The following is a 19,004-nucleotide window of genomic DNA, read 5'->3' as shown; positions in this document are numbered from 1 at the left end:
CAATCTAGGACCCCACCTAGTCGGCCTCCAATGTTCAATACCTCTGAATGTTCATTCAAACTGAACTTCCGAATCTACTGAACGCTATTCGCCCAAGACCTGATCGAACAGCGCATTGACGATTGGACGCCGGTCCCGTTCGGTGTTAGGCCAGTTTGGGGCTGCGACCCGGAAATGTTGCGCAAGCAGGTCTCGGTCTGCACTGGCGATTCGGGCTTTCAGTACTGCAAGCTCCTCTGAACTCAATCCGTTTCGCATGTCTTGTCCCAACAATGCGCCAGCGGCCAGTCGGAGATCGAAGTTATGGACGTCGAGGGCCCAGGTGTTTTCTTTGTCGTAAATGCGATCCAGATCCTCGACATACCAAAAGATTGCGAGCGCAAGGTCGGGCCCATCTCTGTACTCATGCCATGCAGAGCGATCTAACCACGCATGGGTCTTGAGTATTGCGTACCCTTCCGGGCGCGGGATTCGGATATGAACACCTCCCGAAATGGGAAGGTGGTCTGCCCGCTGGTAAGCGTCGGTGAAGCCGTGCACGTTCAGTGTTTCTGTGCCTGGCGGATGGCTTATTGTCCCTGGCAACTTCTCAACATCGCCGAAAGGAATGACATCCGTCGGGATGCCGCCGACGAGAAACCGATGTCCCGTATGTCCGACTGGGGGAAATTCTGCGCGGATTTTAGTGAACTGAGCCCAGTCTTCAAGTGCCACCGCAACGTCCGTGTCATTGGTACTACGTCGTGGAGCGCCACATTCAAAACGCCAGTTCAGCAGGTCTCGGCACTGCGCTCCGACGAGCATTACCTTTTCTGGAGGGACAACGGCGGACAGAGCGTTGATGACCGGCTCCACCTCGGCGAGAAGGGCTCGATCACAATTTGACCAATCGTTCATCGCTTCTTCTTATCTCTCGCGCTATTTCGATCTGCCGGGGTTCGTTGGATGCAAGTAAGTCGGCGTAAACCAAGATAAGCGGCGCCGTATCAATGTCGTTGGAGGGACGGAGGTTGCGCCAGAACATCTCGCGAACGGTGATGCTGCCGTCTGGGTCGCTGTGCCACCGATTAATCAGCATCAGCTCTCTTAGCGGTCCTCGCTCTCCGCGGCTATCGAGATACAAAACCAGGGTTTCTGGATTCCTGATAAGACCCAAGCGGGACAAAGCTTGTTCCCCGCTTATCGCGACGTCGACTCCCCCTGGCGCAACCCAGTGCTGGATATCACCGTGGGCAACAACAAGAACGTTGGTTCTACCAAGGCCGGATGGATAAGCAGACGCCCACAGGTCAAGCAGTTCGCCTCTCCGGATGAGACGGCGGTGCCTGCCCAGTTTCTCCACAAAACCAACCGTCTCCAAAGTATCTATCGTTTCCTTTGCCATACCGAGGGACACTCCTGATCGTTCTGCGATCTCTCGGAACGGAGCATCGGTGAGCGCGGGCTCACACAACAGCACGAACACAACCCGAGCCCGCTTCGGGGTAAATAAATTCGTAGGGCCCGATTTGTGAGGTTGACTCAGGGAGGTCGATGCTGAGCCTCGCCGACCACGGACATCGATAAGTAGCGCGTGGTCGCGCAGGTAGGCATTCCCTGCCTCGTCGACGTACCAGATGCCTCGGGTTCGCATGATGTCCGCGCTCGACCCATGAACTCGAGGGCCGACGACCAGCAGAGGAACGTCGGTAGGGACCTCATAAGCCGCTCGTAACGCGGCCGTCGCGGACATCTCTGGTAGGTACAGAGCGGCAACGTTGACGTAACGGTCGTCGAGCCGGAGTTCCATCGGTTGTGGCTCTGACCAGGTCAATTGTGATAGATCACCTCGCAATCGGATTCCGTAGCTGTCGAGATGATGCTGCACCGCTTCGGCAATCCAAGCAGGTATGACGTCCATACGTTCATTCTATATGAACGTTCAATATAATTGAACACACGACTACACTGAACAAATCCCCCAACCTGCAGTTAGAGATCAATAAATCAGAACGGGATGTCAGGTACTTAACAGGGAAGCCACGCCACCAGCGCCACGGGGTCCGGCTCGCCAGCGAGCAACTCGATCAGCGCGCCTCGCTCATGCGACGCAACGCGTTCCACCCCGCCGAAGAACTGCATCGCGTCCCCGACAGGGAGTACCCGCGCGCAGATCAGCTGCCCGGCCTTGAGTGGGCTGCCGACCGTGCGCTCCAAGACGTCATGCGTGTCGCCGGTGCGAAGGTCGCGGACGGTTACACCCTTGCCGGGTTGGACGTGCTCGATCTCGAACACCGACCGCTGCACCGTCAGCCACTTCTCGGCCAGCTGCCGTTCGTCGTCGGGTAGCAGCGACCCGCGTACCTCGAGGAACTCCGCAAACGCACCGCCCTCGAACAAAACCGCGTCCAGCACCAGCGGGTCAAGATCATCGTCGTCATCGTCGTCGCGGTGGCGTTCGTAGCTTACCTCGGCCAGCAGGTCGCCCCAGTCGGCTTGCAGCGCGTGCTGAATCGCCTTGGCATACAACCAATCCGCCCGCTCGGCCAACGGCAGCCGCTCACTGCCGAGATGGCACTTCTTGTACTTGCGGCCAGATCCACACCAGCACAGCTCATTTCGGCCGACATCGCTGCGCGGGGCGGCGCGGTGCCGCTCCAGCAGCTCCACCAGCGGATGATCCGGATCGGCGCCGGCGCGGTGCAGCAACGCCAACCCGCGCTCGGCATCGCCGCGATCAGAGGCGATGCGGGCCAGGCCGAGCAAGGGCAGCGGGTAGTCCGGATCCATTTCTTCGGCCGCCAGCAGCTCGCGTTCGGCCGCGTCGATTTCACCGATCCGCTCCAACGCCACCGCACGTAGCCAGCGGCACGCCACCTTCGCCGAGGGCGGCACCTTCGGCTCCAGCACCTCGGCGAACAAGCACAGCGCGGCAGCCCCCTTGTCGTCTTTGTCGATCGTCTCGCCAACCAGCAGCTCGGCCAGCAACGGGTCGGCGAGAGCCGCGCCGAACTCGGCGAATAGATCGGGGGCACCGTCCGGTTTCGGCGTGTCCTCGTCGGCGAGCGCATCCTCCGTTAGCTCGGCCGCGTCGGCGACGTCGAGCAGCAGTGAAATCTGCTCGTAGAGTTTGATCAGCGTGTACAGCGCGGCCGCATCGTCGGCGTCAAGGTCATGAAGCTCGGCCAGTATCGCGGAGCCTTGCTCGAAATGCCAACCGCTGAAATCGAATCCGCCAGGTGCAAGCCAGTCGCCGTGGTGCGCCAGGCCTTCGTCGGCGACAAGCTCGCACAGCGGCGGCAGCGGCTCGCTGAACGCGCTCGGGTCCTCGACGCACGCCGTCCACACCGCCGCGTCGATGAGCACCGGCTCGTCGGTGACCGTCGCGGCCAGCCTGGCGCCCACGGAGGCCTGCGGGCGCGCGGCGGCCCGCTCGACCACCAGCCCCTGGTCGGTCTGCCGCACCCCGATCAGGTCGCCCTCGGCCACGCCCAGCGCCCTAAGCGTGCCCGGCGCCAACAGCAGCGCACCCGACGGTGCGATCACCTCGGCCGGGATGCCCCGCTGCTCGAGGCGTTCGTCGTCGTAGCCGGGCAGCACCACCTCGGCTTCCGATCCGTCGGCGAACCGCCCGTATTGTTCGCACTCGCACAGCGCAGTGATGGGGTCAAGGTCCGGGGTGACGGCGAGGATGTCGTGGGCCAGCTCGGTGGCATCGAGGCGATGGGTGAAGACCTTTCCGGTTAGCAGCGTCGGCAGCCATACCCACCGGTCATCGACCAACAACCCTGCCGGACAATCGATTTCGCCGAGGAGATCCTCGACTGCGGCGTCCGGGTCGGCCACGCCGGCATCGCGCAGCTGCCGTCGAAGGTCGTCCTCGCTTAATGGGCCATGCTCAGCCAGAATTTGGGCAAGAGGCTCCACGGCGACCACCCTATGCCTCGGTCAGCCGTATGCGAAGTGTTCCGCCCGGCGCGTTGGTCAGGCCGCCGAACCGCTAGGCGAATTGCCCGCCTCCGAGCGACTTTTCAGCGGCTAGTCCCGGCTAACCCCAGTAACTGAAGTTGCACGTGGGCCGCGGTTCGCTCTTGAAGGACGCGAGCTTGCCGTCCATGATGATCGTGCAGGTGAGCGTGGCGTCACCACCGTCGGCGATGACCTCGGACTCCACTTCGTTGTACACGGGGTACTGCTTTTCCCACGGCAGCGTCACGTTTGTCTCGGTCTGCTCGGGGCCTCCGTTGATCCGGTAACGGATCGTCACCGGGTCGCTGCCGCCGTCGACTTTCATCACCGCCGTACCGACGGGCTCGCCGGTGGGGGCCGCTGACGTCGGGGAGGCCGACTCCGACGTCGTGATTTGCGAGGTCGAGGTCGCCGAACTGCTCGTGGTAGCGGCCGAACCTTCGGTGCTTTTGGCGCATCCGGTGGCCGCAACGCCGAGCGTTACAACGCCGACAGTGACCCCGATGGCATAACGATACGAATGCATGCCGAAAGCCTACGATGGTCTGCAACCGCTTCCATGCAAAATTTTTTGAGTCCAAACAAGCGGGTGCTGGGTGTTGATCTCGCAGTATGTCGGTTGGTCGGGGGCCGCATGCATGACCTGCGAAAATCTGCACTGCTGATTCTGAACGCGATGCTGAAAAGTGCCTCGTAGGCGAGCATTTCGCATAGTGCTTCCGTTGTGTGACTGGTGAGATGAAAGTGGCTAAGGTAAATTGCCGTGATTTTCGCCTTCCCGCTTGGTGCATTCGTTCTCGATGGCGCGAACCTGGCGCGAGTTCACATGTTGCATTTGAGGTTTCATCGTGAAGCCCTCCTCTAACGCGCTGGCGAGATTGACCCGGATCAGCTCTATCCGCCGAGACCAACTATGGGGTGACAAAGATGTGAAGACCTTCTTTGAGCCAAGCGACGTAGCTTCAGCCAGGTGAAGAAAATTGGTGCATTGGGGATGGTTCATATGCCGGTATATTTCCGATTTGCCAGAGGCCGAATGACGATTTGGGGGCTGATGACGCCACGTGACTTGCGGGTCAACCCGGCGGTCGTCACAACCGAGGGTCAGGAGTTGGCAACGGAGGCTTGCGAGATCCCGCCGATTCCGGAGGCAGATACCGCCGTTGGTGCAGACCCGCTTTCGACGGCATTTGCCGCGCACATGGCTACGACGATTGACCCGCTGGTGATGTCACGCCCGAAAACCCAGCAGCGGGCGATCAGTTACGCGCAGGCGTTACTGGCCGCGGCTCAGATGTATAACGCCGCCGATGAGCGGATCGGCAACAACCTGCGTGAGCAGATGGCGAGCCTCCCCAATGCAGGCAGGACGGCGCGCGCCAGCGCAGGGCTGCCCGGCAGAGACGACGGCGGTACCGGATGAGCGCGATCATGGCAGATGGCCCGGCGATGCTCTGTGGGGATTGAGCGGCCCGGCGGCCCATTCGGGGAGGAGATGACCGCCCCGCCAGCATGGCCTGGGCTTGACGAGAGCGCCCTATCGGACAAGGCGGATGCGTGGGAGACCGACCGCAAGACCGTCGAAGCGATCCTGTCGGCGTTCCAGGGCTCGCGGGTGCGGCTATTCGAGGGGGCAGCTGCGGCCTGGTCTGGTGATGCTGCGGAGGCGGCCCACGCTAAACACCAAACCATCACTGCCGACCTACAGGCGGAGGAACGCGGAGCCGGCGTCGCGGCGAAGCTGCATCGCGATGCCGCAAGCATCGTTCAAAGCACGAAGCAGCAGATCATCGACAACGTGGAAAAGGCACAGCGGCTGATCGAAAAGGTCAACAGCGACCCGCAAGCCACCGGCGTGCAGAAGCGCTACTTCATCCAGAATCTGGTCAAGGCAACGCATGCGGAAAATGTGCAATTGGTCGAAGCCGGCGCCACCAAGCTAGGTAGGCCGCCAGCCACCCCGCTCAATGTGCGGCCAGCCGATTTTACTGGCGGTGGCGTCCCGCAGGCGCCGCGGAAGTCACCACCGAAACTGCCCAACGATCCCAAGCAGTTTGACGACGCGTGGGAAAAGCTCAGCCAGGAAGAAAAAGACCTGGCATATCAGCATGACCACTCAATCGGCAACCGCGCCGGGATGCCATTCGTTGACCGCGATCACTACAACCGGATACACCTCGACGAGCTGCAAAAAGCCAACCAGGCGGAGCTTGACCGCCTGCGTGCCGAACATCCGGATTGGGCTGATGGCAAGAGGCCCGGCCTGGCGTCCAATGAGTACTGGGGCTGGAAGAAGCATTGGGACGCCGCCAATCACACGCACGATGGTTATGTGCAGATTCAAAATTCACTCAAGTCGCCCGATGGTCTCCCGCGATTCCTCGGCATCATCGACGAGAATGGCCATGCGGCGATCTCCATCAACAACCCCGATACCGCTAAACGCAACGCCACCTTCGTCCCGGGCACCGGCCAAGACCTCACGCGGTTCGATGNGTCCAATGAGTACTGGGGCTGGAAGAAGCATTGGGACGCCGCCAATCACACGCACGATGGTTATGTGCAGATTCAAAATTCACTCAAGTCGCCCGATGGTCTCCCGCGATTCCTCGGCATCATCGACGAGAATGGCCATGCGGCGATCTCCATCAACAACCCCGATACCGCTAAACGCAACGCCACCTTCGTCCCGGGCACCGGCCAAGACCTCACGCGGTTCGATGCCAGCGCTGCGAAATCCGAGCAGATGTATTGGGCCACGCGCAATGCTGATCGCACACTTCTGGCCGGTGACGTTTCGATTATCACGTGGATGGGCTATGACCGGCCGATGAATCTCTTTGAGGCCGCGCATACTAATTATGCGCACAACGGAGCGGCCGCTCTGGACGATTTCCAAGCAGGCTTGCGAGCTTCGCACAACGATGCTCTTGCCGGCGGCCAGTCGCTCAACACCGTCATTGGACACAGCTACGGCTCCACCGAAGTTGGAGCCGCAGCGATTGACGGCCACCACCTCGACGCGAACAACGTGGTAGCTGTGGGTAGCCCCGGACTGCTCGCCCCACATGCCAGCGACCTCAACCTCGATCCGGGAGCCCATGTGTTTGCAGCCCGAGCACAAAACGACATCATCGGCGCGGTCACCGGTATGACCCTTGGCCCCGATCCTATGAGCGCTGGTTTCGGAGGCATACCGTTCGAGGCAGCTCCCGGCCCGGGCTGGCCATTGGGCCTGCCATCGGTAGCTGCCCATAGCAGTTACTGGACCGATGACAACCCTGCACTTATGAACATGGGTCGCATCATCGCAGGTAGAGTCGATGTAACTCCTCCTTCATTCACGCCCTGAACACCATGACGAAAATTGGATTTCAACCAGCGATAGCGATCGTCGTCGCGCTATGTGTGGCGTGTTCACCGAACAAGCCAACCGGGCCACTCGGGCCGACGTCTCCGTCTGGCGCCACACCAATCCCAGGAGGACCTATGGAACCCACTCCAGCCGCACCGTCACCAAAAATTCCTAGCAGCCAGCAAGAAGCGCAGGACACGGTGCTCCACTACTTGCAGAAAACGGTTGATGGGTTGCCACCCGGCACTGTTCTCGACAGCACCGACTTCCGCGGTGGTGGCAATGTTCCATGCGACGACGATTACATGGGACCGGGTAAACCACCTAGCGAGTATGAATACTGGACACATGTTAACGGCCCACCGGGCACCGCCCCAGATGAGCTGATCGTCCGTGCTGGAGATCTGTGGCGGAGTTGGGGATTCAACGTAATCGAGCGGAGTGGGTTTGAGAAGCCGAATCGCTTCGGTTATGCCCCCGACGGATACAAATTGCACATCGACGCGGCGTACCCGCCTGGTTATCCGCCCACGCTTATCGTTTCGTCACCATGCTTCTCCGGCGATCTAGTACGCGAGGACATACCTGCGCCAAAGGTGATTAAGCAGAAGTCGCCGGGTGCCTGAGGCGGTTCGGGCAATGGATTAGTCTGTTGTCATCGCAATCGCTTAGTTGACCTTCACCGCGTCTCGACAGCCGAATCAGGGTTGGCCTGATCCCGATTGGTTGAACCATGGCTTGTGAGAGTTTTGCGGTCCACGTCGTGGGCGGGAAGGCTCAGCAAGGACGTGATGACGAGGAAGAGGCACAGTTCTGAGCAGATTGTGTGCAAGCTCTGGTGGCGGCTGATCGGCTGTTGGTCGAGGGCAAGGACACCGCGGCGGTGTGCTGCGAGCTGGGAGTGTCCGAAGCAACCTATCACCGGTGGCGTAACCAGTTGGGCGGCTTGAAGGCCGGGGATGTTAAGCGGCTCAAGACCTTGAGCGTGAAAACGCCACGTTGAAGCGGTTGTTGGCAGATGCGGAGTAGAGAAAGTCGCGCTCACGGAGATCGCGAAGGGAAACTTCTAGGCCCGCAACGCCGGCGGGCAGCCGTTCGTCACCTTCAGCGCGTGCTGGGGGTCAGCGAACGGTTCGCTTGCCGCGTGACCGGGCAACACCACGCCACCCAACACCGCGAGCCTGTGGCGGCCATGTCGGACGATCCTGATGCGGCGTTGCGGGCCTGGCTTCGCCAGTACGCCAGTGATCATCCGCGGCGGGGGTTTCGACCCGCGTATCACGACGCCCGCGCGGAAGGCTGGGCAGTCAACCACAAGAAGGTGCAACGGCTTTGGCGTGAGGAAGGCCTTCGAGTGCCGCAGCGCCGACGGCGCAAACGCCACGGCAGCTCCACCGCACCATTGACCGTAATCGCCGATGCGCCCACCCGGGTATGGGCGGTGCACTTTCAGTTCGACGTCGCCACCGATGGCCGACCGACCATATCGTCTCCATCGTCGACGAACACACCCGCAAATGCCTCCGCGGAATGGTCGAGCGCAGCATCACCAGCGAGCACCTGATCACCGAGCTCGACCGCCCAGCGGCCGAACGAGGCTGCTACCCGACGGTGCTGCGGTGTAACAACGGCCCCGAATCGGCCTGCAGCGCAATAGCTGACTAGGCCGCCGGACAGGTCGGCCTGCACTTCAACCCGCCCGGCGAGCCGTGGCGCAATGGCTACACCGAATCGTTCAACTCCTGCATCCGCGACGAATGCCTAAACATCAACAGCTTCTGGTCACCGGCCAAGGCGCCAGTGGTCATTAACGACTGAAAACACGACTACAACCACCACGCCGGCACTCGGCCCTGGGCTACCAGCCCCCAGCCCACTACCCCGCCACCTATACCCACCAATGAACGACCCTCATTCGCCGTAGACCAGTCCACGGAATCCGGTCAGCCCGGCCTGGTGTCCAATGAGTACTGGGGCTGGAAGAAGCATTGGGACGCCGCCAATCACACGCACGATGGTTATGTGCAGATTGAAAATTCACTCAAGTCGCCCGATGGTCTCCCGCGATTCCTCGGCATCATCGACGAGAATGGCCATGCGGCGATCTCCATCAACAACCCCGATACCGCTAAACGCAACGCCACCTTCGTCCCGGGCACCGGCCTAGACCTCACGCGGTTCGATGCCAGCGCTCTGAAGTCGGAAAGGATGCTGCAAGCTACCTTCAGTGCAGATAAAAGCTTAGGACCGAACGATGTTTCCGTTACGACGTGGATGGGCTATGACCGGCCAATGAATGTGTTTGACGCCGCGCATCCCAGTTACGCGCGCAACGGGGCGGCCGCGCTGGAGGATTTCCAAGCAGGGCTGCGAGCCTCTCACGACGACGCGCTTGCCGGCGGCCAGTCGCTCAACACGGTCATCGGGCACAGCTACGGCTCCACTGAAGTCGGGGCAGCGGCGCTCGACGGCCACCACCTGGATGCCAACAATGTCGTCGCCGTAGGCAGTCCCGGGGTTCTGGCCGGTCACGCCAGTGATCTCAGCCTCGAAGCCGGCGCCCACGTATTTGCGAGCCGGGCAGAAAACGACATCATCGGGCGGTTGCGGGAGTTCTGGGTCCCGATCCAATGAGCTCGCGTTTCGGAGGCATACCTTTTGAGGCTGCGCCCGGACCCACCTGGCCTTTCGGACTACATCGCTGGCAGCTCATAGCAGTTACTGGGATCCCCTTAACCCAGCACTGGGCAATATGGGCAAGATCATCGCCGGACGTACCGATGTGACACCGCCGGCATTCACCCCCTGATCAAAATGAAGAGGTCAGCTATTCGTAATGGTCGCGTTCTGTTCGTTGTGGTCCTTGCCGCGGGATTGCTCGCCGCATGCACGTCTGAGTCATCACCTACGCCGAGTGAACGGCTTGGGCCTCCGATCCCATCCGGTGCAACAATGATCCCAGGAGGTCCGATGGAAGCGACGCCATCTGTTCCCTCGCCGAAAGTTCCTGCAAGTCAGCAGGAAGCCGAGAGCACGGTGCTTCGCTACCTGCAGCAAACAATTGATTTGCTGCCGGCCGGCACCAGCGTGGATGGAAGTCGGTACAGCGTCGGTACCGGGATTTCGTATTGCGAAGATGAGCCGAAAGATCAGAACTCGCCGATCAGATTCGCGTATTGGGGAGACTTGAATCTACCGCCAGGTGTCGACGCTCATGCGATCATCGATCAGATTGGTGACATGTGGAAAGGCTGGGGTTGGCAGGTACTAGAACGAGAAGGGTTCGAGAAGCCCAACAGGTTCGGATATGCGCCAGATGGGTACGTTTTGCAAGTGAAGGCCGCTTATCCGCCCACATACCCGCCAACAATTATTGGGTCATCACCGTGCTTCCCGGGCAAGCTGCGGCAAGATAATACAACGCTTCCTAAGGAAATTCGCCAAACCTCGCACGCGAGATGACGCAGATCCTTCCAAGTTGCACCGACTTCCGCGGTGGTGGCAATGTTCCATGCGACGACGACCACATGGGACCGGGTAAACCACCTAGCGAGTATGAGTACTGGACGCCCACGCTTATCGTTTCGTCACCATGCTTCTCCGGCGATCTAGTACGCGAGGACATACCTGCGCCGAAGGTGATGCCGAAGGTGATTAAGCAGAAGTCGCCGGGTGCCTGAGGCGGTCCGGGCAATGGATTAGTCTGATCTGATCGCAATCGCTTAGTTGGCCTTCAACGCGTCTCGACGGCCGAATCGGGCCCGGAATGCGCACGCCACTTCCGAAATCCGCGGCGCGCGGCGAACGCACCGACGATCGCGGTCACGCACCACACCACGATCGCCGCGGACGCCAACAACGGCGATCTATTCCCGATCGATGCCCCCAGCGCGGTGTAGACAAACGCTCGCGGCACCGAACCGATGAACGCCCCAACAGCCATCTGCCACAACGGAACTCCGAACGCCCCGAACGCATATGACGCCAGCGCATCGGAGATCCCGGGAACGAAACGCTGACCGACCACCGCCCACAACCCACCGCGGTCGATCAGCCCGTCGAGGCGCTCGGCCCGTTCGGCTCCGATCAGTGCACGCGCGCTGTCCCGACCGGCCCGGCGGCCGAGCAGGCTCGCCACGACCGCGGTGCCCACCGTCGCACCCAGCGTCACGAACACGCCCAGCACCGGGCCGAACAGCAGCCCGCTGGTGGCGGCCAGGATCGGGCCCGGCACAAAGATCGCACCCAGCACGGTGGACACCACGACGTACATCAGCGGCGCCGCAGGCCCCGCCGCCGTGACCACCCGCCGCACCTCGTCGACGTGGACAACCTGGCGGACGGCTACCAGATAGAACAGCGCGGCCAAGAAGGCGACGAACACGGCCAGCCGCACGACGTGGCGTCGTCGAGAAGGTGCGGAAACGTCGTCAACCATCCTGACCACCATTGTCCGGACCGCTACCCTGACACAAGTAATCAACGGCCACCGCTCTCATCCATCCCGACCCGGTCTGCGGGGGACGACGCCAGTGCGAAAAGCCATTGCGGTCATCGCGGTCGGAGCCGCCTTGCTTGCACTGTTTGGCTGCGCCACGCAGCCACCGCCAAGTCGCAGCCCGAGGACCAAGACAACGCCGGCTCCCACCCCCGCCTTCGCGACGGTGTCCAGGCTGGTCGACGACGCGATTGCCGCGCAGCTGCTGCCCGGCGCGGTGGTGATCATCGGGCACGACGGCAAGGTCGCCTTCCATCAGGCGTACGGCACACGAACACTTGACGGCGAACCGGGGCTCGACGGCAAACCCGCACCCGCGGAGCCGATGACCGAGGACACGATCTTCGACATGGCGTCGCTGACCAAGCCCTTCGCGACCGCGACTGCGATCATGCAGCTCTACGAACAGGGCAAGGTTGAGTTCGACGACCCCATACAGAAGTATCTGCCCGACTTCAACACGTCCAACGATCCGCAGCGTGCACAGGTGACGGTTCGCATGCTGCTGACCAACACCTCAGGCGAAGGAATAGACGTAAACCTCGGCGATCCATGGGGATTGAGCACGGCCGACAAAGCCGAAGGCATTCATCGTGCGCTCACCATGCCGCTTCAGTCTTCTCCCGGTGAGGTCTTTCGCTACTCCGACATCAACTACATTCTGCTGGGCGCGCTGCTGGAGAAGCTCACCGGTATGCCGGAAGACGTGTACGTCGAGCGCAATGTCTTTGCACCGCTTGGCATGACAGAGACCCGCTATCTCCCACCGGACAAGGCATGTGGCCCGCACACGATGAGAGGGGCCGCGATCGCATGGGCACCCGGGACGAAACCGTTCTGCCCCCCGGGTACCTGGAGCACGAGTCTTTTGTCGCGCATCGCACCGACGGCATTGGACGAGGAGAACCGAGCCGATCCGGCCAACAATCCCGATTACGGCTACCTGCTTCGGGGCAGTGTGCACGACCCGACGGCACGGCGCATGGGTGGCGTGGCCGGGCACGCCGGACTGTTCTCGACGGCCCGCGATACCAGCATCTACGCGCAGGCCCTGCTGGATCGGCTTGCCGGGCGCCCGAGCAAGTTCCCACTCAAGCAAGCGACCCTGGAACTGATGACGACACCCCAGCAGCCAGGACATACGCCCCACCAAGTCGACGCCGCCAACGATGCCGCACGGAAAGCCAGAACCCCGGACTATCCGGCGATCGCGGGCCAAAACCTGTTCGGGTTCGGCTGGGACATCGACACGGCGTACTCCAAGCCGCGCGGTGTCGTGTTTCCGATCGGTAGCTTCGGCGCCACGGGGTTTACCGGAACCTCGCTGTGGATGGACCCGGGCTCAGATACCTACGTGATTCTGCTCGCGAACTCGATCCTCATCAGAGGCAGTCCACCGATCACGAATCTGCGCGGCGACGTGGCCACCGCGGCCGCGCACGCCTTGCGCCTATACGGCCGCTGAATACCCAAGCTATTCCGGCTGATTGAGCTCGATCAAGTTGCCGAACGGGTCATGCAGCATCGCCTGGTGCCCCGCGCCCGGGATCAACGGAACCCGGTGCACCTCGACGCCGCGCTCCTGCAGGTCGGCGACGGCCGCATCGATGTCGTCGACCCGGATCGCGAAGTGGTTCGCGCCGGGCGGCGGGCTGTCGGACTGCATCAGGTGCACCTGCTGACCGCCGGCGTCGAGCCAGAACCCCGGACCGAGATCGGGACGCGGCAGCGGCGTCATCCCCAGCACATCGCGATAAAAGGCCAGACCTTTCTGCGCATCGGTGACGCAGATGGCCACATGGTGTACACCGGCTGGTTTCATCACCTAATTGTGCACGTAGTGTCGTGAGCGTGGCGAGATCCGACAACGACACCTGGGAGATCACTGAAAGTGTGGGCGCGACGGCGCTGGGCGTGGCGGCGGCGCGGGCGGTGGAAACCGAAAGCGACGACCCGCTGATCCGCGATCCGTTCGCGCGGCTGTTCCTCGACGTAGCCGGCGAGGGCGTGTGGAGCTGGTACGACCATCCTGACCTGCCCGCCGAGGTGCTCGAAGCCGAGCCCGAACTACCGGCGCGCATGCAGGGGATGGTCAGCTATATGGCTTCGCGCACCGCGTTTTTCGACACGTTCTTCCTCGACGCCACCAACAGCGGTATTCGGCAGGCGGTGATATTGGCGGCGGGCCTGGACGCGCGGGCGTGGCGGTTGCCCTGGCCCGACGGCACCACGGTCTACGAGCTCGACCAGCCCAAGGTATTGGAGTTCAAGTCGTCGACGTTGCGCGAACACGAGCCCACATGCAACCGGATCGCCGTCGGCGTGGACCTGCGCCATGACTGGCCGACCGCGTTGCAGCAGGCCGGTTTTGACGCGTCGGCACCCAGCGCCTGGTCGGCCGAGGGGCTGCTGCCGTATCTGCCGGCCGCGGCGCAGGACTTGCTGTTCGACCGTGTTCATGCACTCGCCGCCGCCGGCAGCCGGATCGCCGTCGAGGCGCTCGGGCCCCGCTTCCTCGACCCCGAGTTCCACGCCCGGCGGCGGGAGCGGATGGATCGCATCCAGGCGTTGATGGCCAAGGCGGATCCCACGCGCCAGATCCCGCGAACCGACGAGCTGTGGTACTTCGAGGAACGCGAAGACGTCGCGGATTGGCTGCGCCGTCACGGCTGGGACGTGAGCGTGACACCGGCGGCAGAGCTGATGGCCGGCTACGGCCGCAGGCCCCCGGCCGAGGTCGAAGACGGTGTCCCGCAGAACCTCTTCGTCGCCGGGCAAAAGGCCTAACGCAGCCGCACCATCCGCGTCGTCGAACTCTCGTCGAGCTCCACGAGATCTGAACGCGATCGCAGAAAGTCGCTGAAAGACTTGAATCCCAGCGACTTTTCGCTGAACGACGGGTCCATCCGCTTCATCTGCGCCTTGACCGCGGAGTTGTGCAGCCACTCGACGTCTTCTTTTTCCGTGCCGATGCGCAGTGCGCGGATCAGCAGGTTGGTGGCCGCGGCCTGCGGATCGGGCGGCGGCGGCGCCTTCTTGGTGCGGCGTTTCGGTGCCTCGGGTTGTTCGGGCTGGGGAACCGGGACCCCGGGCAGCGCGTCGTAGGTGACGAACTCATCGCAGGCGGCGGCCAGCGCGCTGCTGGACGCACCGGCCACCCCGACGCCCACCACGTAGCGGCCGAGCCGCTTGCAGCGCTGCGCCAACGGGATGTAGTCGGAGTCGCCGGCCACGATGACCACGTGGGTGAGGTCGGGCAGGCGGAACATGTCCTCGACCGCGTCGACGGCCAGCCGGATGTCGGCGGCGTTCTTGCCGTAGGCCGCGGCCGGGAACAGCTGCACCAGATCGACCGCGCGGGCCACCAGCTGCTCGCGGTAGCCCTTGTTGACCTCGGCCGACCAGTCCGCGTACGCGCGGGTGAGCACCAGGGTGCCGAACGACGACGCGAAGTCGATGATGGCGCCGACGTCGACGGTGGCCCGCGCCAGCCGGTCCTTGTCCAGGCCCTTGGCTCTGTCCTTCTGGAACGAATTGCGGCCATGCACCTGGTCGTAGCGGGAGATCACGATGTTGTCGAAGTCGAGGTAGACCGCGACACGACCGGCGCCAGGATCTGTCATAGGCCCAGTGTTGACTATTTTCCGCGACCGGGAGCGGCCGTTGGCCGTGCCGGTTACGGCTATAGCATCTTGTGCAAGGCCACAGGAGGTAAGGATGAGTGATCACGAAGTCAAGATGATCGTCTTGTCGACCGACGACCTGGACGAGTCGATCAAGTTCTACACCGAGACTCTGGGGATGTCGCTGAAGTTCCGCGACGGCGCCCACTTCGCCGCACTCGACGGCGGGCCGGTCACGCTCGCCTTGGCGACCTCCGTCGACCATCCGATGCCCGGGCAGGTCGTCGTCGGGATCAAGACCGCTGACGTCGACGGCGCGGCCAAGGCCATCGAGGCCAGCGGCGGCGGGATCGTCAAAGGCCCGTACGACGACGCACACGAACGCCGCGCGGTGGTCTACGACAACAAGGGCAACGGCCTGGTGTTTTATAAGCCGCTGGGGCGGTGACCGAGGTCGGCCTGCGGGCCACCGAGGCGCTGGATCTGGTCATCGAGGCGGTGCAGCAGATCCCTTTGGAGAGTTGGGATTTGCCGTCGAATCTCGAGGGCTGGAGTATTCGCGATCTGGTCGGTCACGTCACCGGCAGCGCGACCAAGGTGGTGACGCTGGTCGAGGGCGGGGAGATTTCGCAGCAGCCGTCAAAGCCGGATGACTGGAAATGCGAGGACCCCGCTGCGCGGCTTCGTGAGCTGGCGGGTCGGCTGCGGGACGTCCTGCCCGGCGCGGATCTGGACGCGATGCGGCCCTCGCCGCAGGGTGAGACCCCGTTGCACCGGGTGCTGAGCTACCCCGTTGCCGATCTGGCCCTGCACAGCTGGGACATCTACCACTCGCAGGGCCGGCCGCTCGAATTGCCCGACGCCCTGCTGACGTTCTGCCGTGGACTGGTGGAGTCGGTGCCCGACGACATGCTGCGCCGGCCGGGCGGGTTCGGGCCGGCCCAGCCGGCGCCCGACGATGCGACGCCGACCACCCGGCTGATGGCCTTCCTCGGGCGCTCGGTCTAAGCGACTACCGCTTCAGCACGCGCTTGAGAACCGGTAGGACCAGCGGAGTCGGCATGAAACGAGTGGATCCCAGCGTCGCTCGCACCTGCGGTCCGCCCGGGACCACCGTCGCGCGACCGCGGTCGGCGGCCTTCAAGGCGTCCTCCACCACGCGCTCGGCGGAAACCTGGGTGAAGCTCGGCAGCTTGCTGACCAGAAGTTCGGCGTCGTTGGTCGCCTGAAATTCCGTCGGCACCGGGCCGGGACAGACCGCGGTGACCGTCACGCCGGAGTCGGCGACCTCGGCGTGCACCGCCTCGGACAACCACAGCACATACGCTTTGGCGGCCGCATAGTTGGCGTTGTACGGCGCGGGCTGAAATCCGGACACCGACGACACGTTGATGATGGCGCCTTGGCCGCGCTCGACCATGCCGGGCAGGTAGCGCAACATCAGGTCGGCCACCGCCTCGACGTCGACGCGCAGCATCTGAAGTTCCTTCTCGCGGCCCAAGGCGCCGAATTTGTCGTAGATGCCCAGACCCGCGTTGTTCACCAGGATGTCGACCTGGGCACCCAGCTCGTCGATGCGGGCGGCCAACCGGTCCCGGTCTTCGGGGACCGCGAGGTCGGTACCGACCGCGACGGCATGGTCGGCGCCGCCCAATACCGTGCACAACTGTCGCAGCCGGTCTTCCCGGCGGGCAGTGACGACGACGCGATAGCCGCGCGCCACGAGTTGGCGCGCGAATTGTTCGCCGATGCCCGAGGACGCGCCGGTGACCAGGGCGATCGATCCGGCCGATGGCGGTGGGAGTGTCATGAACGGAGCCTAGGTACGCCAAGGGCCTGCCGCAATGGGCAGCCGCGCCGTAGAGTGCCGTCACGATGACCGAACACCCTGAGCCACGGCGCGGCAAGCGCATTGTCATCTGCTTCGACGGCACCGCCAACCAGATCGGCGCCGGGAATCTGACCAACGTCGCCAAGCTGTTCGACATGCTCGAGAAGAACGACCCGACCAGTCAGCTGACCTACTACGACCCTGGTGTGGGCACATTGTCTGCGGCGGGTACGGTGTCGCTGCTGTTCCAGCAGGCGTTCGGTGTGGGCCTGAAAGACAATGTCGCAGAGGCGTATCGGTATCTGATGCAACGTTGGCGCCCCGGCGACGCGGTTTACATTTTTGGTTTCAGCCGCGGCGCGTACACCGCCCGCGCGTTGGCCGGGATGTTGCTTCGGCCGGGTTTGATGCGGCCCGGTTCGGAGAACCTGCTGCCGTATGCAGTCGAAAAGTACGCCATCAACCGGGATTTCACTCGCGACGAGTACGACAAGTGGAGCGAGTTCGCCCACGCGTTCTGCTGGCGCACCGACAACGAGCCGCTGTTTGAGACCGTGCACGAGAACAACCCGCAACAGGTGTGGCACTACGCGGTGCCGGTGAGCTACCTCGGGCTGTGGGACACCGTGAAGGCTGCCGGTTTCCTGCGCTTTGGTACCTTGCGCTGGCCCTACACGCGTTCGGTGCCCAACGTGGCGCGTATCCGCCACGCCGTGTCGATCGATGAACGCCGCCGCCCCTACCGCGAATACCTCGTCGAACGGCATCCGAAGGGGCTCGAGGAGCGCTGGTTCGCCGGCGTGCACGCCGACGTCGGCGGCACCTTCCCCGATCACCGGCTCGCCACGATCGCGTTGAAGTGGATTGTCGACGGAATAGTCGGCGAGTTGGACATCGACGCGGCGGCTTACCGGGAACAGTGCACAGTCACTGAGGATTTCGCGACCGCACCGATTCACGACAACGGCAAGCTGTGGTATCTGCTGGGGTGCCGGCGCCGGCCGATGCCGGCCGATGCGCTGGTGCATCCGAGCGTGCTGGTGCGCCGCCGCAGCGACCCGCGCTATCTTCCTGACTTGAGCGCCGAGCAGCAACGGCGCAGCGCCGAGCCTGCGGATTGGACCACTCCAGCGTTGTAGAGGAGCGATTTGGCATGGCACTTGATTCGTTGTCACTCCTGGACGAGTACAAAGCGGCGCCGTTTCCGCCCGGCTATCCCGACCACACCCGCACGTTCTACAGCCCGGTCGACCGGGTGCACGACGCGCTCAAGGCGCTGCTGACCTCGGCCACCAAGAGCCTGATCGTCTCGATGTACGGCTACGACGACCCCGAGCTGAATTCGGTCCTGCAGTCCAAGCTGAAGAGCGAAAAGGTTTATGTGCAAATGAGTCTCGACTCCGCACAGGTCGGCGGAGCCAGCGAGGAATCTTTATTGGCGCCGTGGCTGCACGACCAGACCGGCAATAGCATCGCGATCGGACACAGTGAGAATTCGGCGCTCATGCACCCGAGGATGGTGCTCGTCGACGGCCTCGACGTCGTCACCGGCACGGTCAGTTGGTCCACCGACGGAGAATCTGGCCAGGACAACCAGCTCACTGTGATTCGCGACCCGCTCGTGTGCGCGGAAGCTCGTTCACGCATCGACATCATTCACGACAACATGCTCAAGCAGATGGCGGCCAAAGCGGCCCTCTAACCTCCGCGACTGTGCGGCCAGCCGCACGTTCGGCGTCGAGTGTGCGG

At 62.9% G+C, this 19,004-nt stretch carries 18 protein-coding genes and 2 pseudogenes; 12 read left to right on the top strand and 8 right to left on the bottom strand.

Annotated features, from left to right (window positions below):
• Positions 1-84 precede the first annotated feature (84 nt).
• From MSP7336_RS01810 to MSP7336_RS01795, 4 genes and pseudogenes are all read right to left on the bottom strand, one after another.
• The gene (locus MSP7336_RS01810; RefSeq protein ID WP_220178562.1) at positions 85-897 is read right to left on the bottom strand and encodes a hypothetical protein; all 813 of its coding nucleotides are present in this window, start codon (positions 895-897) and stop codon (positions 85-87) included.
• Positions 875-1,900, bottom strand: coding sequence for a type IV toxin-antitoxin system AbiEi family antitoxin (locus MSP7336_RS01805; RefSeq protein ID WP_069395735.1), 1,026 nt, complete (start codon positions 1,898-1,900; stop codon positions 875-877). Before MSP7336_RS01805 ends, MSP7336_RS01810 begins: the two co-directional genes overlap by 23 nt.
• Positions 1,901-2,016: 116 nt before the next feature.
• Positions 2,017-3,915: pseudogene (locus MSP7336_RS01800) on the bottom strand (SEC-C metal-binding domain-containing protein); the annotation flags it as partial.
• 112 nt (positions 3,916-4,027) lie between these two features.
• Complete coding sequence (locus tag MSP7336_RS01795) at positions 4,028-4,474, bottom strand: hypothetical protein (protein WP_113962917.1); 447 nt, start codon at positions 4,472-4,474, stop codon at positions 4,028-4,030.
• A gap of 528 nt (positions 4,475-5,002) precedes the next feature.
• Between MSP7336_RS01795 and MSP7336_RS01790 the strand changes: the two genes are divergently transcribed.
• From MSP7336_RS01790 to MSP7336_RS01765, 6 genes and pseudogenes are all read left to right on the top strand, one after another.
• Entirely contained in the window at positions 5,003-5,371 is a 369-nt protein-coding gene (locus MSP7336_RS01790) for a hypothetical protein (protein WP_142706710.1), read from the top strand.
• Between the two features lie 15 nt (positions 5,372-5,386).
• Positions 5,387-7,300 carry an alpha/beta hydrolase gene (locus tag MSP7336_RS01785; RefSeq protein ID WP_425325727.1) on the top strand — a complete coding sequence of 638 codons (1,914 nt, stop codon included), beginning with the start codon at positions 5,387-5,389 and terminating at the stop codon, positions 7,298-7,300.
• 137 nt (positions 7,301-7,437) lie between these two features.
• Positions 7,438-7,929, top strand: coding sequence for a hypothetical protein (locus MSP7336_RS01780; protein ID WP_084226418.1), 492 nt, complete (start codon positions 7,438-7,440; stop codon positions 7,927-7,929).
• A 162-nt stretch (positions 7,930-8,091) separates the two neighbouring features.
• Positions 8,092-9,207, top strand: a pseudogene (locus tag MSP7336_RS01775) (IS3 family transposase).
• A gap of 52 nt (positions 9,208-9,259) precedes the next feature.
• Entirely contained in the window at positions 9,260-9,937 is a 678-nt protein-coding gene (locus tag MSP7336_RS01770; RefSeq protein WP_069395730.1) for an alpha/beta hydrolase, read from the top strand.
• Between the two features lie 336 nt (positions 9,938-10,273).
• The gene (locus tag MSP7336_RS01765) at positions 10,274-10,765 is read left to right on the top strand and encodes a hypothetical protein (protein WP_084226417.1); all 492 of its coding nucleotides are present in this window, start codon (positions 10,274-10,276) and stop codon (positions 10,763-10,765) included.
• Positions 10,766-11,036: 271 nt separating this feature from the next.
• On the opposite strand, the gene MSP7336_RS01755 is transcribed toward MSP7336_RS01765, so the two are convergent.
• Positions 11,037-11,741, bottom strand: coding sequence for a TVP38/TMEM64 family protein (locus tag MSP7336_RS01755; RefSeq protein WP_425325726.1), 705 nt, complete (start codon positions 11,739-11,741; stop codon positions 11,037-11,039).
• Positions 11,742-11,847: 106 nt separating this feature from the next.
• Between MSP7336_RS01755 and MSP7336_RS01750 the strand changes: the two genes are divergently transcribed.
• Positions 11,848-13,266 (top strand): serine hydrolase domain-containing protein, encoded by a 1,419-nt coding sequence (locus MSP7336_RS01750; protein WP_425325759.1) that lies wholly within the window; start codon positions 11,848-11,850, stop codon positions 13,264-13,266.
• A gap of 9 nt (positions 13,267-13,275) precedes the next feature.
• Here MSP7336_RS01750 and MSP7336_RS01745 read toward each other — a convergent pair whose 3' ends face one another.
• A complete protein-coding gene (locus MSP7336_RS01745) occupies positions 13,276-13,623 on the bottom strand; it encodes a VOC family protein (RefSeq protein ID WP_113962912.1) in 348 nt (115 codons plus the stop codon).
• Between the two features lie 29 nt (positions 13,624-13,652).
• On the opposite strand from MSP7336_RS01745, the gene MSP7336_RS01740 reads away from it, so the two are divergent.
• Positions 13,653-14,588: a class I SAM-dependent methyltransferase gene (locus MSP7336_RS01740; protein ID WP_113964720.1), complete on the top strand. Its 936-nt coding sequence runs from the start codon at positions 13,653-13,655 to the stop codon at positions 14,586-14,588.
• Here the strand turns inward: MSP7336_RS01740 and MSP7336_RS01735 are convergent.
• On the bottom strand, positions 14,585-15,424 hold the full coding sequence (locus MSP7336_RS01735; protein ID WP_069395728.1) for an NYN domain-containing protein: 840 nt from the start codon (positions 15,422-15,424) through the stop codon (positions 14,585-14,587). The two genes, MSP7336_RS01740 and MSP7336_RS01735, sit on opposite strands and share 4 nt — an antisense overlap.
• Before the next feature lie 94 nt (positions 15,425-15,518).
• Between MSP7336_RS01735 and MSP7336_RS01730 the strand changes: the two genes are divergently transcribed.
• Both MSP7336_RS01730 and MSP7336_RS01725 read left to right on the top strand, forming a co-directional pair.
• Entirely contained in the window at positions 15,519-15,872 is a 354-nt protein-coding gene (locus MSP7336_RS01730) for a VOC family protein (RefSeq protein ID WP_069395727.1), read from the top strand.
• Entirely contained in the window at positions 15,869-16,432 is a 564-nt protein-coding gene (locus MSP7336_RS01725; RefSeq protein ID WP_069395726.1) for a TIGR03086 family metal-binding protein, read from the top strand. Before MSP7336_RS01730 ends, MSP7336_RS01725 begins: the two co-directional genes overlap by 4 nt.
• 4 nt (positions 16,433-16,436) lie before the next feature.
• Here the strand turns inward: MSP7336_RS01725 and MSP7336_RS01720 are convergent, their stop codons facing one another.
• The gene (locus tag MSP7336_RS01720; RefSeq protein ID WP_069395725.1) at positions 16,437-17,234 is read right to left on the bottom strand and encodes an SDR family NAD(P)-dependent oxidoreductase; all 798 of its coding nucleotides are present in this window, start codon (positions 17,232-17,234) and stop codon (positions 16,437-16,439) included.
• 65 nt (positions 17,235-17,299) lie between these two features.
• On the opposite strand from MSP7336_RS01720, the gene MSP7336_RS01715 reads away from it, so the two are divergent.
• Both MSP7336_RS01715 and MSP7336_RS01710 read left to right on the top strand, forming a co-directional pair.
• The gene (locus MSP7336_RS01715; protein ID WP_069395724.1) at positions 17,300-18,394 is read left to right on the top strand and encodes a DUF2235 domain-containing protein; all 1,095 of its coding nucleotides are present in this window, start codon (positions 17,300-17,302) and stop codon (positions 18,392-18,394) included.
• Positions 18,395-18,408: 14 nt separating this feature from the next.
• Entirely contained in the window at positions 18,409-18,957 is a 549-nt protein-coding gene (locus tag MSP7336_RS01710; RefSeq protein ID WP_069395723.1) for a phospholipase D-like domain-containing protein, read from the top strand.
• The last annotated feature ends 47 nt before the right edge of the window (positions 18,958-19,004 follow it).

Source organism: Mycobacterium shimoidei (assembly GCF_900417275.1).
GTDB classification, from domain to species: domain Bacteria; phylum Actinomycetota; class Actinomycetes; order Mycobacteriales; family Mycobacteriaceae; genus Mycobacterium; species Mycobacterium shimoidei.
This window is presented reverse-complemented; position numbering and strand designations above follow the sequence as displayed.